Here is a 13,632-nt window from a genome sequence, read left to right on the forward strand (position 1 = left end):
ATGGCAGAAAACATTTATATCATTACGCAACCCGTGCGGATATATAGGGCATCTTTGTCTTATAAAAAGCGTACGTTGCGTATATCGTAACGTACGCTTTTTATGCATTCCTGTGCATATCGTCAAGCGGCGGTATGCTTTTTTTTTGTTTATTTTCCATATTCCTATATAAAACTTTGGAAGGTGGAAAAATGTGATGAGATTGTATGGGTTACGAAATGTAAATGTAATGGGTTTGGATAGTGGATAAAGAAATGAGAAGTAAACGAGAACGAGAAGGGAGAGGTTACATTGTTATCAGTATTACTAAAGTTAAAGTGGTTTTTTAAAGAGCACTGGAAGAGATATAGTATTGCCATTGGAGCTCTTTTAATTGTGAATATAGTTGAAGTGATTCCCCCGAAAGTGTTAGGGGTTACGATAGATAACATAAAAACAGGAACGTTATCAAACGAAGCTATTATACAGTCTATTCTTATTTTAATAGGGGTTACGATCGTTGGATATGGCCTCACTTTCGTATGGCAACATCAATTGTTTGGCGGTGCATTTGTACTTGAGAAAACGATGCGCTCTAAATTTATGGGTCATTTACTTAAGATGACGCCGACTTTTTATCAAAAAAATCGTACTGGCGACTTAATGGCGAGGGCAACGAATGATTTAAAAGCAATCGCTATGACAGCTGGTTTTGGTATATTAACGCTTGTAGATTCTAGTTTATACATGCTTACGATCGTTTTTATGATGGGATTTACAATTAGTTGGGAGCTTACATTTGCAGCGCTTATCCCGCTTCCAATTATGGCGTATGCGATGAATATATATGGAAAGAAATTGCATGAAAGATTTACCGTTGCGCAAGATGCGTTTGGTGATATGAACGATAAAGTGCTTGAATCAATCGCTGGTGTGCGCGTTATTCGTGCATACGTACAAGAGAATGCAGACGAGGAAAGATTTCATCATTTAGGAGATGACGTCTACGAAAAAAATATGAAGGTAGCGAGAATTGATGCATTATTCCAACCAACTGTGAAAATGCTTGTCGGTCTTAGTTATTTAATCGGTTTAGTGTACGGTGCATACCTTGTGTTCCAGTCAAAGGTGACGCTTGGTGAACTCGTTTCTTTTAACGTGTATTTAGGGATGATGATTTGGCCGATGTTTGCAATTGGTGAATTAATTAATGTTATGCAAAGAGGAAATGCTTCGCTTGACCGTGTGAATGAAACGTTAGCGTATGAGCCAGATGTAAAGAATCCGAAACATCCAAAGCTTGTGCAAGAGCCGGATTATATTCAGTTTGATGATGTGTCTTTCTCATATCCTTCATCAACTGAAGAAAATTTAAAAAAGGTTTCTTTCACATTAAAGCAAGGAGAAACGCTTGGGGTTGTCGGAAAAACAGGAAGTGGGAAAACGACGCTTATACGTCAACTTCTTCGTCAATATCCGCTTGGAGATGGAGATATTGCAGTTTCTGATGTGACATTAGATAAAATAACGAATGAAAATGTACTCGGGTGGATTGGCTATGTACCGCAGGAGCATATTTTGTTCTCAAAAACAGCGCGAGAAAATATTTTATTCGGAAATAGGGAAGCGACTGAAGACGAACTCGAGAAAGCGATTGAAATTGCGGCGTTTAAAAAGGATTTAGAGTTTTTACCAGAAGGGTTAGAAACGCTCGTTGGAGAGAAAGGTGTTTCTTTATCAGGAGGGCAAAAACAAAGGATCTCGATTGCACGAGCTGTTATTCAAAATCCAGAAATTTTAATTTTGGATGATTCTTTATCAGCTGTAGATGCTCGTACGGAAGCAGCGATCATTGAAAATATAAGAACAGAAAGAAGCGGAAAGACGACGATTATTACGACGCATCGTTTATCTGCAGTGCAACATGCGGATTGGATTCTCGTTATGGACGAAGGTGAAGTAATGGAAGAAGGTACACATGCTCAGCTTATCCAAAAGGGAGGCTGGTATGCTGAACAGTTTGAAAGACAACAAGGTGAAAGTGAAAGTGCGGATAGTGGGGTGAAAATATGAGCGTTTCAAAACGATTGTTTCAATACGCGATGAAAGTGAAAGGGACGATTTTTGCAGCGATGCTGATGTTATTTATTTTCGTCATTGCAGAGCTTGCTGGTCCTTTTGTCGCTAAAACGATGATTGACGATCATATCGTCGGGATAGAGAAACCTTGGTATGAAACAGAACAGAGTGAAGATGCTGTTTCGTATAATGGGGCTTTTTATAAGCGAAGTGATCGCTTTGAACAAGGCGAGAAAAAAGGAAAAGAAGTACGCGTGATGCAAGTCGGTTTTCAATATTATTTTGTACCGAATAAAGTAAATGCGGAAGGATCACGTACTGTAAAAGGGGATATGATTACCGTTCAAAATGGTAAGGCGGTGCAAGTGTATAAAGCGAAAGCATTAACAAAGGAAGAAGTATTTGCATTTTATAAGCCAGAAATAAACCGTCTATTATTACTTGGTGGTGGCTATTTCGCTTTATTAGTAGTCGTATCATTATTTGCATACGGAAAGCAGTTCTTGTTGCAGAAGGCAGCGAACAAAATTATTCAAATTATGAGGGAAGATGTTTTTTCTCATATTCAAACGTTGCCGATTCGGTACTTTGATCATTTACCGGCGGGGAAAATTGTTTCGCGCGTGACGAATGATACAGAGGCCATTCGTGATTTATATGTAACGGTGCTGGCAACATTCGTTTCTAGTATCATCTATATTATTGGGATATTCGCTGCGCTATTTTTACTAGATGTGAAGCTCGCTTCATTATGTTTATTAATTATCCCAATTTTAATTGTTTGGGCGATTCTTTATAGAAAATATGCGTCTGTATATAATCATAAAATGCGCTCTCGTTTATCTGATATTAATGGAACGGTGAATGAATCCATTCAAGGGATGCCGATTATTCAAGCGTTCCGTCAAGAGCGTGAAACGAAAAAAGAGTTTGAAGAATTAAATGGCGATTATTTTAAGTATCAAAATAAAATTTTAAATTTAAATGCAGCAACTTCACACAATTTGGTATCCGTATTAAGAAATATCGCTTTCACAGGAGTGATTTGGTATTTCGGCGGTGCGTCATTAAGTGCTACAGGTATTATTTCACTTGGGGTACTGTATGCGTTCGTCGATTATTTAACACGATTATTCTCGCCAATTACGAATATGGTGAACCAGCTTGCCAACTTAGAGCAAGCGCGCGTTGCATCAGAACGTGTCTTTGAATTGTTAGAGGAAAAAGGGGAAGCGGTAGAAGAAGAACGTATGCCTCGTTTGAAAGGAAATGTAAAATTTGATAATGTATCATTTTCTTATAATGGAAAAGATGAGGTGTTAAAAAATATTTCTTTTGAAGCGAAACAAGGCGAGACAGTGGCACTTGTCGGTCATACTGGATCAGGAAAAAGTTCTATCATGAATGTACTCTTTCAATTTTATGAGTTTGAAAAAGGAAGGCTTACGATTGATGGTCACGATGTAAGAGAAATGCCGAAACAAGCAACTCGTGAGCATATGGGAATCGTATTGCAAGACCCGTTTTTATTTAGCGGGACGGTCGCTTCCAATGTAAGCTTAGAGAACGAAAAAATTTCAAAAGAGCGTATCATAAAAGCATTGCATGATGTTGGTGCTGAAAGATTTGCAAACAATATAAATGAAGAAATTACAGAAAAGGGAAGTACGCTTTCCACTGGAGAACGTCAGCTTATTTCGTTTGCTAGGGCGCTTGCTTTTGATCCAGCTATCTTAATTTTAGATGAAGCAACGTCTAGTATTGATACAGAAACAGAGGCGATGATTCAACAAGCACTAGAAGTTGTGAAAAAAGGAAGAACGACATTTATTATTGCTCACCGTCTTTCAACGATTAAAAGCGCAGATCAAATTATTGTGCTCGATAGAGGAACGATTTTGGAAAAAGGGTCTCATGATGAACTAATGAAAAAGCGTGGGCGTTATTATGATATGTATAAAACGCAAATGGAAGGCAATCAGAGTGCTTAATAGGTATGGAGGAGAACTTGTGATTTTCACAAGTTCTTTTTTATTGATGAACATGTCGACTCTTTAGCGAATTACGACAGTTAAATAAGAAGTATTGTTTTACCTTTTTCTTTATAAATGCTATATTAAAAAATGTTACTTATTTTTTGTATGTGGCGTTATTTTTCCCTTTTGTTTGATTATGAAGAAAAAGGATAAACTAAATAAGAACATTTTCATTGAAAAATTGTTCAAGATTGCATACAATCAATATAGTTTTTAAATTCCTATCAGAATACTTGGAGGATTACAATCATGAAGAAATTATTTTCAGTGCTTGCAGTAACTACATTAGCGATCGGGATTGTAGCCGGCTGCGGTAAAGAAGAGAAAAAAGATACAGCTAGTCAAGACGCGTTACAAAAGATTAAACAAAGCGGTGAACTTGTAATTGGTACAGAAGGTACATACCCACCATTTACGTTCCACGATTCAAGCAATAAATTAACTGGATTTGATGTTGAACTATCAGAAGAAGTTGCAAAACGTTTAGGTGTAAAACCTGTATTTAAAGAAACACAATGGGATAGCTTACTTGCTGGTCTTGATGCAAAACGTTTCGATATGGTTGCAAACGAAGTTGGTATTCGTGAAGATCGTCAAAAGAAATACGATTTCTCTAAGCCATACGTTTCATCTTCAGCGGCATTAGTTATTGCAAAAGATAAAGATAAGCCTGCTACATTTGCTGATGTAAAAGGATTAAAAGGAGCACAATCTTTAACGAGTAACTATGCAGATATCGCTAAGAAAAATGGTGCGGAAATTATTGGTGTAGAAGGATTTAGCCAAGCAGCAGAATTATTAGCTTCAGGACGCGTTGATTTTACAATTAATGATAAGTTATCAGTATTAAATTATTTAGAAACGAAAAAAGATGCGAAAATTAAAATTGTAGATACTGAAAAAGAAGCTTCAGAAAGTGGATTCTTATTCCGTAAAGGTAGCGATAAGCTTGTACAAGAAGTAGATAAAGCGTTAGAAGATATGAAAAAAGACGGTACGTATGACAAAATAACGAAAAAATGGTTCGGTGAAAATGTATCTAAGTAGTGCATTGGTTTCAGATCGATTGTCTACTTGGATAGATATTATGCAGACTTCCTTCATGCCTATGCTGAAGGAAGCTGTTTTTACAACAATTCCATTAACGCTTATTACATTTATTATCGGGATTATACTGGCAACGTTAACAGCGCTCGCACGTATTTCTGGTAGTCGTATTTTACAATGGATTGCTCGTATCTATGTATCTATCATTCGCGGAACGCCACTTCTTGTACAATTATTTATTATTTTCTATGGACTTCCAACTCTTAATATTGAAGTTGAGCCATATACAGCAGCAGTTGTTGGATTTTCATTAAATGTCGGTGCATATGCATCGGAAATTATTCGTGCTTCTATCCTTTCCATTCCGAAAGGGCAGTGGGAAGCAGCTTACACAATTGGGATGACATACCCGCAAGCGTTAAAACGTGTTATTTTACCACAAGCAACGCGCGTATCAATCCCGCCGCTTTCGAATACATTTATTAGCTTAGTGAAGGATACTTCATTAGCATCGTTAATTTTAGTAACAGAAATGTTCCGAAAAGCGCAGGAAATTGCGGCAATGAACTATGAGTTTTTAATTGTTTATTTCGAAGCAGGTCTTATTTATTGGGTTATTTGTTTCTTATTATCAATCGTACAACAGATGTTAGAAAAGCGTTCAGAACGCTATACGTTAAAATAATCCTTTTACAAAAGGAGTTTTTGTTTTTATGATTTCAATTCAGCACTTACAAAAAAGTTTCGGAGATAATACCGTACTAAAGCATATAGATTTATCAGTTGAGAAGGGCGAGGTTGTTGTTATTATTGGGCCGTCTGGATCTGGTAAAACGACATTCTTGCGTTGTCTCAACGTACTAGAAACACCGGATGCTGGTAATATTAGCATCGGTAATAAAGAGCTTAATTTCGCTCAAAAAGTATCGAAGAAAGATATTGTAAATCTTCGTACACAAACAGGTATGGTCTTCCAGCACCATAACTTATTCCCTCATTTAACAGCACTTCAGAATGTAATGGAAGGGCTCATTACAGTGAAAAAAGTAGGGAAAGAAGAAGCAAAGAAAAAAGCAAACTATTTCCTTGAAAAAGTTGGTTTAGCAGATAAAGTGGATTTATATCCATTCCAATTATCAGGTGGACAACAACAGCGCGTTGGAATTGCGCGTGCGCTTGCGATGGAGCCAGAAGTGTTACTATTTGATGAGCCGACTTCAGCGCTTGATCCTGAACTCGTTCAAGAAGTTTTGAAAGTAATGAAAGAACTTGCTAAAGAAGGCATGACGATGGTTATTGTAACGCACGAAATGCGTTTTGCACATCAAATTGCCAACCGTGTTATTTTCATGGATGGTGGTGTCGTTGTCGAACAAGGTACACCAGAAGAAGTATTTACAAATCCAAAAGAAGAACGTACGAAGAAGTTTTTACAAATGTTGCAATAAATTAAGGAAGGTCTCAAGGCATATGCCTTGAGACCTTTTTGCCATATATATTTATTTGTGGAATCCGCCAAGGCTTTGCTCAGCCATTGCAACTAGACGTTTTGTAATTTCTCCACCAACTGAACCGTTAGCGCGAGCCGTAGAATCTGCTCCTAATTGTACACCAAATTCTTGAGCGATTTCGTATTTCATTTGATCGATTGCAGCTGTTGCACCTGGTACTACTAATTGATTTGAAGAATTTTGGTTTGCCATAGGAATATATCCTCCTTAGAGTTATAAAAATTTTTTTTGGTTGGACTAGCTGGAGTTGAACCAGATTATCGCCCCGGTTGGCGCTAATCCATCGGTAATTAAGTTTGTACTCATAGTATGGATGTTACCTAGAAAGATATACAAAATAATAATTTGTAAATTTTGTCAAAAAAACGTATTGATTTCGTAAATTATGAAATGAGAGTAATCGTTGTATTTTTAAGAAAACAGGCCAAACTAAGGAGGATATTAAATATAATTTTCTCATTGTAGCCTGCTACTTGTAGGCTAATTATTAGCTTCTTATTTATGATTTATTGAAATGAAATCGGTAGCGACTTCATAGTTCTATTTTTAAGTAGGGATGGAGTGACCGCTCCTATGCATGGGTAGGTGCTCTCTTCAATCTAAAAAAGAGAGGCTTTAAACGATAACGTATGGAGGAATCATGATGGGGATTTGCCCGCTTTGCAACGCATTAGAATCACAAACATATTCTTGTCAAAATTGCCAAAGTATACTCCAAGATTATGGGAAGTCTGTAGATTACATAGACGATTATAGTGCCTATATGGATCAAGAATTATTAAGTGCAGTAGATGGTTTAACGCATAATAATTCAAATGAATATTGCAATCATATTTTTTATTGCGGAGTATGTAACGTGGAAACTGAGGTTGTAGTGAAACTTGTGTAAATAGAAAACTTCCACCTTATTATCTAGGTGGAAGTTTTTGTTTTTGTATTTGTGAGTGAATCATAGGAGAAGGGATATGTTCGGTGTTTGATGAAGTCCCTGATTTTATTTGAGACATTTTTTCTTTTGTATCACGTAAAGAATGTTCAGTTAAGTAGACGGCATATTCGTAAAATAATTGGCGCGTCATTTCACTTTGTTCTTTTAATTTTTCATCTTGGAATACAGTTCGCCCAGGTTTAGAGTTAGCTTCAAAGAGCCACGGATTTTCCTTTGTGTCTAAACCGATATCAAAACCGATTTCTCCAATATTTCCGGTTACTTGTTCATCGAGCGCGTAACTTATTTGTAAGGCAGTATGTTTTAATTTATTTTCAATTTGAACTTGTTTCGTTGAATCTGGAAAAAGCTCTTGTAGCAATTTTGTATCACCGCCGCTATTTACGTGCGTTGTTAAACTGCCTTTGCCGGCGATTTTGGCGACGATTGCACTAACTATCCAATTACCGAAATGGTTTTTATTTGTATGAATGCGGAAATCAACAGGTTGCCCATCGAAGCGAAGTAATGAAATACCTTGCTGTACGATAAACTTTTTTAAATCATGTCCTTTTAATACGTGGTTTAGAAGAGTTTCTAATGATTGATACTTTCTCAGTTTATTTTTTTCATTTTCGCGATAACGACAGTAGTAGCAATTCTCTGTTTGAGAATAAAATATTTGATGAATATTTCTACCAAAGCTCCCGTGTATTGGTTTCATGTACACAGATTTATACGTGCCAAGAAACCGTTCTACTTGTTCAAAATGCTGAAATGCTTCTGTGTTTGGTAATAAGTGTCTAATTGATTCGTCTTTTATAAGAAGTTGATGAACGTCCCATTTATTGAAAAATCCTGGGTTAAACCATGGAATGGAGTAGTCATGTTCTAACTTTCTTTTTGCTCTGACGATCGGTTTGTAATTTTCTGCTTGTCGATTCGGTAATCGATCGTAAATAACATTTGGTAAAGGGACCTTTTTCTTTATCCATTGTTTCTCTTGAAAGAAATATCCTTCAATCGTTTCTTCTTCCCAGTTTATATGCTGAACGCCAAAGACGAATACGAACGGTCGTAATGAGAATGGTGGTGTTAACAACTCACTGAGAGCAATTGAACGATTTCCTAAAGGGTTAGAAGAATCATCATTAAAGCCAGTTGTAAAAATGCCGATTAATGGTCCGAAAATAATTGTTTGGTTTTGTGTGAATGCATGAATAGTAGTTGATTGAGGTAGTAAAAGTTTTTCGGCAATATGTTTTCCGATAATAATTTCGCGAGTAAAGGAATAATGAATTTTCACCTCTTCACTTGCAATGTGACGTATACCGAAGGAGAGGGATGTAATAGGTGGCGTAATAGAAAAAACGTAAGGTAAAGTAATGCTATTTGGATGTTCATCTGAAATGTTTAATGTATATATATGTTCTTTCAAAATAGGTTTACCTCCTTTCATTATGGTGTAAAGCGACTGAATTTAAGTGGTCCGTGAAATATCTTTTCAGCTAATGAATCACTATGACGAATGTATTGTTCGTAAGGGGGAAGCGTGTTGACATACATAAGCCAAATTGCGCCTTTTTGATCCATAATTGTGGAAAGTTCTAGTTCAAATAATGAAGAATAAGACTGATCTAGTGTTTGGAATACTTCATTTATAATGTCGTGTAAAGCGTCTTGCAATAGTTGCACACCCGTACTAGATAGTACGTATTTAATTTTTGAAAATGAATGTAATGAATCATCGTCCGTTGTTGAGGGTAAAAGTTGATTAGGAAATGAGCTTTTTTGTATAAATTGACCTATAACATTCCAGGTTTGTTCTTTGTTTTTTTGCAAAATGGTTCGAATGTGGAGTGGATATGTTAATTGGTTTGGTGGTTGTAGCATAGTGTGCGCTATGTAACGGGATGAACGTATGTTAGATTTACACCAAGATATAAATTCGTCTGTCCGTTTGATTGTAATAGAAGTATGGTATTTTTCATTTACTGTATCGATATGAAACGTTTTATTTTTGTAAGCAATTCGATATAAGTTATCCTTAGAATGTATATTAGTGGGGCGTATAATAATATCTTTAGTTTTTAACAACAGTTTGAAAATGTTTTGTATCGTTGCAATTTCAAATTTTGGTATATAAGGAGACAGTTTTTTATTAGTGAGAAATAAATCATGTAGTTCACTTAAATTAATAAGTGTGTTATTTAAAAAGGTAGTGGAAGGACGATTGTGCAAAGAGTGAATAATTGATTTTGCTTTTTCAAAGTCTGTTTCCTCGTGAAAAGAATAACGATCATATATATAAGAAGGAATAGGGAATGTTTGCTCTTTCCATTTTCCTGTATCTGTATCGTAAATAAGACCAGAAATAAGGTCTGTTTTAGGATCAATACAAAATGGCGTAAACTGGGCAACGACATTATGATAAAGCCGAGCGCGTTTAGCGATTTCGGTGTAATACGTTTGTTCGTAATGAAGTTTAGAAGCTAAAAGACCGAGAACCAACGAAATCACTCCTTTACTACTATTTGCATAATAGGCGAAGCTATATATTGCAAATACGTTTTTATACCATTATACTTTTGTCCGTATGATGATATGCTATAGTTTTGGAGAAGTGAAAGGTTGATTGTAATGAATATATGGTTAAATATGTTAACGACGACAGGACTCGGAGCAATTATTGGGGGATATACGAATCATTTAGCGATAAAAATGTTATTTCGTCCTCATCGTCCTATTTATATCGGAAAGTTTCAAGTTCCATTTACACCAGGGTTAATTCCGAAGCGTCGTGATGAACTTGCTGTTCAATTAGGAAATATGGTTGTAGAACATTTGTTAACACCAGAAGGAATTGGAAAAAAGCTAACAAATGAAGAGTTTCAAAAAGGTTTAATTCACTGGGCGCAAATGGAAGTGGATAAAGTAATTACGAATGAACAATCACTGCGACATATGTTAGAAAAATGGAATGTAGCGCATGTAGAAGAAGAAGCGACTCGAAAAATCGAACATGTGATTACAGAAAAAATTCATGCATTTTTAGCAGAGTATTATACATATACATGGGAACAGGCTTTACCTCATTCTGTAAATGAAAAAGTAGAGAATGCGATTCCGAATGTCTCGGCGTTTATTTTAGAGCGAGGAATTAGCTTTTTTGAAAGTGAAGAAGGGAAAGGTCGTCTTTCAAAAATGATTGATGATTTCTTTGCTTCTCGCGGAACGCTACTTAACTTAGTCGGAATGTTTTTAGGAAATGTAAGTGTAGTGGATCGTGTGCAGCCAGAAGTTATTAAGTTTTTAGGTCAAGATGGTACAAAGCAGCTTTTAACTGACGTACTGCAAAAAGAGTGGGAAAAGTTAAAAGGAAGAGATGTAAAAGAATTAGAAGCATTTGTAGAGAAAGAAATGATTGTAAGCTCCGTGCTGTCAGCAGTTAAAGTAGAGGAAACAGTGAGTAAGTTTTTAAATCAATCTGTTCAGCAAGTATGTGAGCCGGTTCGAGAAACAATTATTGAAAAAGTGGTTCCAAGTGCAGTAAAGAAAGGCTTGAAGTGGGGAACAGAAAACGTAGAGAGTATACTAAATAATCTACACCTTGCGGAAATTGTCCAGCAAGAAGTGTCTACATTCTCAACAGAAAGATTAGAAGACTTAGTTCTGTCTATTACGAAAAACGAATTGAAAATGATTACGTATTTAGGAGCATTATTAGGTGGAATGATCGGACTCGTACAAGGATTGTTACTATTGTTTCTTAGATAATAAGGTGAGTACATAGAAATAAAAGTGAAATTTCTTCACATCTCTTGCATAGTTTGATATGGTAAGAAGAGGTGCGTATGTAAATGCACTGAAAAGGCAGTGCGTATGAAAAGCGCTAGCCTTCTAAAGGAGGAAAAATAAAATGACAAAGAACATTCATGATGTTGCATATGAATTACAAAAAGCAATCGCTGAAAACGAAGACTTCAAAACTTTAAAAGAGAGCTACGCAGCAGTTCAAGCTGACACAGCTTCAAAGAATTTATTCGATGAGTTCCGTACAATGCAACTTAGCCTACAACAAAAAATGATGCAAGGCCAAGAAATCACTGAAGAAGACAACCAACAAGCACAAGAAGTTGTAGCTCGCATTCAACAAGATGCTAAAATTACAAAATTAATGGAAACTGAGCAACGCCTAAACGTTGTAATCGGTGACGTTAACAAAATTATCATGAAGCCACTTGAAGAATTATATAGCGCGCAACAACAAGCGTAATAGTGGAAGACGCTCCTAGTTTAGGAGTGTCTTTTTTGTTTAGGGAATTTAATAGTTATACCACAAAAACTCCCTTTCAAAATAGCCATTTCTTATTGGTTATTTTGAAAGGGGTATGTAATACATCTGTTAATTTTTTTTATTGCTGTTAATTGAAGTTTTAATATTTTTTTCGTTCAAAAACTTTTCAATTTCTTTTTGCTTCCTACCATTAACTTTCTCAAAGCGCTTTGTAAAAGAAAAATCGGTTTTGAATAAGTTACCATCTTGGGCGAGTTTGTCTAATTCTTGATCTAGTTCTACGAAAATAGCCGTAGATGATGACATAAATTCATAGATTTCTTTTGAAGGTTTTTTATAATCATTAGGTAAATTATTATTACTAATAAACTCATGGAAATTCATATCGTTTTGTTTCGCTAAATCAATTAGTTTTTGTAAATTTTCTTGGTCAGATTCTGTGAAATTCTTATCAGAATTTGTTGAAGCGAGAGGGATAATATTTTCAGATAACTCCCAACTATAATCTATATAATTTTTTATATTTTGTTTCATTTCGTCTTCATTAATAGTTTCATTTTTCTTTGAGGAACTAAATATATTTTCTGGAACTTTAATAGCAACATCTTTAATAGATTGTACATCGTTTTCTTCCTTAGGTTGTACACTGTTTGAACAAGCTGATAGAAATAAAATTGTAAGTAACGTGAGTAGGTATAAAATATACTTTTTCATATTAATCTCCTTTTACATTCATTAGTATCTTTGTAAAATAGCTAAATTCCATTTTAAATACTTAACTAAAAGTGAGTATATATGTTTTATCATTTGATAAGATATGACGGATATTAGTAAGCCGATGCAAAAGGCTATGAATACATTGTAAACATCGGAATAACTGATTTGATGAAACCCTTTAAAGAATCCTAATCCTATTAATAAGATAGGTGAAATAATTAATAACGGAGTGGCAATTATAAGTGCTAGAAGAAGCGGTAATAGAAAGAGTAATAGGAAAAAGGCGATAATGATACATATAAAGTTTAAAACACTTAAGCTCATAACAGAAAACAGTGCTGTCATAATATTTTTTAGGCTGCGCCTATTGTCAGCGTTACTTATTACATATGAAATATTAAGTTCTTTAGCGATAGTTTTAGGGTTTCCTAGCTTTTTAGAAATTTCCTCTTCAGATATTCCATCTTGTTTACCACTAATAAAATGAGTTTCGTACTCCGAGATAATATCCTCTTTTTCTAAATTAGGCATATTCCGTAGGGAAGAACTAAGTTGCTCTAAAAATTCATTTTTGTTCATAACAATCACTTTCCTTTATAAAATGATGAATTATGGCTGAAAATCCTATCTTTTTTCTAAACAGCACACTCAATCTATATCTACTTTTTGAAAGGAGATATACTAATTGTGAATAAAATTCCAAATAATGGGTATCCCATTATTTACAAATATATCACTTACTATTATTCTTTGCAAGGTACTATAAATTTGTTAATAATGTGAATAGGTGGAAGTATTTTTGTACATTTTTAGAAGAGATATAAAAATGTTATTTTAAGATAAACAAAAGGTTGTAAGCGTATTCTTTAAATCTTGTCAAAATAATGTCGAATTCATATTGTTGGAAAAATAATGCATTTGTAATATAATGATAAATGATACTTCACCACATTAATTAACTAGGTGAAATTAAAAATCTTTATTACACAAATTATGAAACAAAGGGTAACTAACTGTTACGATTTATTTAACCAATTA

General features: G+C 35.0%; 13 protein-coding genes. 8 read left to right on the plus strand and 5 right to left on the minus strand.

The annotated features are described in order from the left end of the window. The first annotated feature begins 291 nt into the window (after positions 1 to 291). The 5 genes from DN400_RS10115 (at position 292) to DN400_RS10140 (ending at position 6,589) form a co-directional block, all read left to right on the plus strand. Positions 292 to 2,052: an ABC transporter ATP-binding protein gene (locus DN400_RS10115; protein WP_000953766.1), complete on the plus strand. Its 1,761-nt coding sequence runs from the start codon at positions 292 to 294 to the stop codon at positions 2,050 to 2,052. Continuing rightward, positions 2,049 to 4,049, plus strand: a complete 2,001-nt coding sequence (locus tag DN400_RS10120; RefSeq protein ID WP_147801659.1) for an ABC transporter ATP-binding protein — start codon at positions 2,049 to 2,051, stop codon at positions 4,047 to 4,049. Before DN400_RS10115 ends, DN400_RS10120 begins: the two co-directional genes overlap by 4 nt. Before the next feature lie 294 nt (positions 4,050 to 4,343). Next, positions 4,344 to 5,141, plus strand: coding sequence for an amino acid ABC transporter substrate-binding protein (locus DN400_RS10130; protein WP_000732856.1), 798 nt, complete (start codon positions 4,344 to 4,346; stop codon positions 5,139 to 5,141). Further along, positions 5,128 to 5,826: an amino acid ABC transporter permease gene (locus DN400_RS10135; RefSeq protein ID WP_000281499.1), complete on the plus strand. Its 699-nt coding sequence runs from the start codon at positions 5,128 to 5,130 to the stop codon at positions 5,824 to 5,826. The genes DN400_RS10130 and DN400_RS10135 overlap by 14 nt, the downstream gene beginning before the upstream one ends. A gap of 28 nt (positions 5,827 to 5,854) precedes the next feature. After that, entirely contained in the window at positions 5,855 to 6,589 is a 735-nt protein-coding gene (locus DN400_RS10140; protein ID WP_000623591.1) for an amino acid ABC transporter ATP-binding protein, read from the plus strand. A 51-nt stretch (positions 6,590 to 6,640) separates the two neighbouring features. Here DN400_RS10140 and sasP read toward each other — a convergent pair whose 3' ends face one another. Next, on the minus strand, positions 6,641 to 6,844 hold the full coding sequence (gene sasP / locus DN400_RS10145; protein ID WP_000013338.1) for a small acid-soluble spore protein, SasP family: 204 nt from the start codon (positions 6,842 to 6,844) through the stop codon (positions 6,641 to 6,643). 451 nt (positions 6,845 to 7,295) lie between these two features. Here sasP and DN400_RS10150 point away from each other — a divergent pair, with 451 nt between their 5' ends. After that, on the plus strand, positions 7,296 to 7,541 hold the full coding sequence (locus DN400_RS10150; protein WP_000510474.1) for a hypothetical protein: 246 nt from the start codon (positions 7,296 to 7,298) through the stop codon (positions 7,539 to 7,541). Positions 7,542 to 7,560: 19 nt separating this feature from the next. On the opposite strand, the gene DN400_RS10155 is transcribed toward DN400_RS10150, so the two are convergent. Continuing rightward, positions 7,561 to 9,018, minus strand: coding sequence for a YheC/YheD family endospore coat-associated protein (locus tag DN400_RS10155; RefSeq protein ID WP_000658097.1), 1,458 nt, complete (start codon positions 9,016 to 9,018; stop codon positions 7,561 to 7,563). Positions 9,019 to 9,038: 20 nt separating this feature from the next. Further along, on the minus strand, positions 9,039 to 10,091 hold the full coding sequence (locus DN400_RS10160) for a YheC/YheD family endospore coat-associated protein (protein WP_065228363.1): 1,053 nt from the start codon (positions 10,089 to 10,091) through the stop codon (positions 9,039 to 9,041). 129 nt (positions 10,092 to 10,220) lie between these two features. On the opposite strand from DN400_RS10160, the gene DN400_RS10165 reads away from it, so the two are divergent. Together DN400_RS10165 and DN400_RS10170 are read left to right on the plus strand one after the other, a co-directional pair. Further along, entirely contained in the window at positions 10,221 to 11,357 is a 1,137-nt protein-coding gene (locus DN400_RS10165; RefSeq protein WP_065228415.1) for a DUF445 domain-containing protein, read from the plus strand. Positions 11,358 to 11,499: 142 nt separating this feature from the next. After that, positions 11,500 to 11,856 carry a YlbF/YmcA family competence regulator gene (locus DN400_RS10170; protein ID WP_000164614.1) on the plus strand — a complete coding sequence of 119 codons (357 nt, stop codon included), beginning with the start codon at positions 11,500 to 11,502 and terminating at the stop codon, positions 11,854 to 11,856. 129 nt (positions 11,857 to 11,985) lie between these two features. Here DN400_RS10170 and DN400_RS10175 read toward each other — a convergent pair whose 3' ends face one another. Both DN400_RS10175 and DN400_RS10180 read right to left on the minus strand, forming a co-directional pair. Then, the gene (locus DN400_RS10175; RefSeq protein ID WP_065228364.1) at positions 11,986 to 12,591 is read right to left on the minus strand and encodes an NDxxF motif lipoprotein; all 606 of its coding nucleotides are present in this window, start codon (positions 12,589 to 12,591) and stop codon (positions 11,986 to 11,988) included. 21 nt (positions 12,592 to 12,612) lie between these two features. After that, complete coding sequence (locus tag DN400_RS10180; protein ID WP_001038638.1) at positions 12,613 to 13,173, minus strand: HAAS signaling domain-containing protein; 561 nt, start codon at positions 13,171 to 13,173, stop codon at positions 12,613 to 12,615. Positions 13,174 to 13,632 lie beyond the last annotated feature (459 nt).

The sequence above is a fragment of the Bacillus sp. AR8-1 genome (assembly GCF_008042345.1).
Lineage (GTDB): Bacteria > Bacillota > Bacilli > Bacillales > Bacillaceae_G > Bacillus_A > Bacillus_A cereus.

What these genes read in the sequence shown, in the direction of transcription:
- DN400_RS10120 (WP_147801659.1), top strand. Translation starts at nt 2,049, where the DNA reads ATGAGCGTTTCAAAACGATTGTTTCAATACGCGATGAAAGTGAAAGGG.
- DN400_RS10130 (WP_000732856.1), top strand. Translation starts at nt 4,344, where the DNA reads ATGAAGAAATTATTTTCAGTGCTTGCAGTAACTACATTAGCGATCGGG.
- DN400_RS10135 (WP_000281499.1), top strand. Translation starts at nt 5,128, where the DNA reads ATGTATCTAAGTAGTGCATTGGTTTCAGATCGATTGTCTACTTGGATA.
- DN400_RS10140 (WP_000623591.1), top strand. Translation starts at nt 5,855, where the DNA reads ATGATTTCAATTCAGCACTTACAAAAAAGTTTCGGAGATAATACCGTA.
- sasP (WP_000013338.1), bottom strand. Translation starts at nt 6,844, where the DNA reads ATGGCAAACCAAAATTCTTCAAATCAATTAGTAGTACCAGGTGCAACA.
- DN400_RS10150 (WP_000510474.1), top strand. Translation starts at nt 7,296, where the DNA reads ATGGGGATTTGCCCGCTTTGCAACGCATTAGAATCACAAACATATTCT.
- DN400_RS10165 (WP_065228415.1), top strand. Translation starts at nt 10,221, where the DNA reads ATGAATATATGGTTAAATATGTTAACGACGACAGGACTCGGAGCAATT.
- DN400_RS10170 (WP_000164614.1), top strand. Translation starts at nt 11,500, where the DNA reads ATGACAAAGAACATTCATGATGTTGCATATGAATTACAAAAAGCAATC.
- DN400_RS10175 (WP_065228364.1), bottom strand. Translation starts at nt 12,591, where the DNA reads ATGAAAAAGTATATTTTATACCTACTCACGTTACTTACAATTTTATTT.
- DN400_RS10180 (WP_001038638.1), bottom strand. Translation starts at nt 13,173, where the DNA reads ATGAACAAAAATGAATTTTTAGAGCAACTTAGTTCTTCCCTACGGAAT.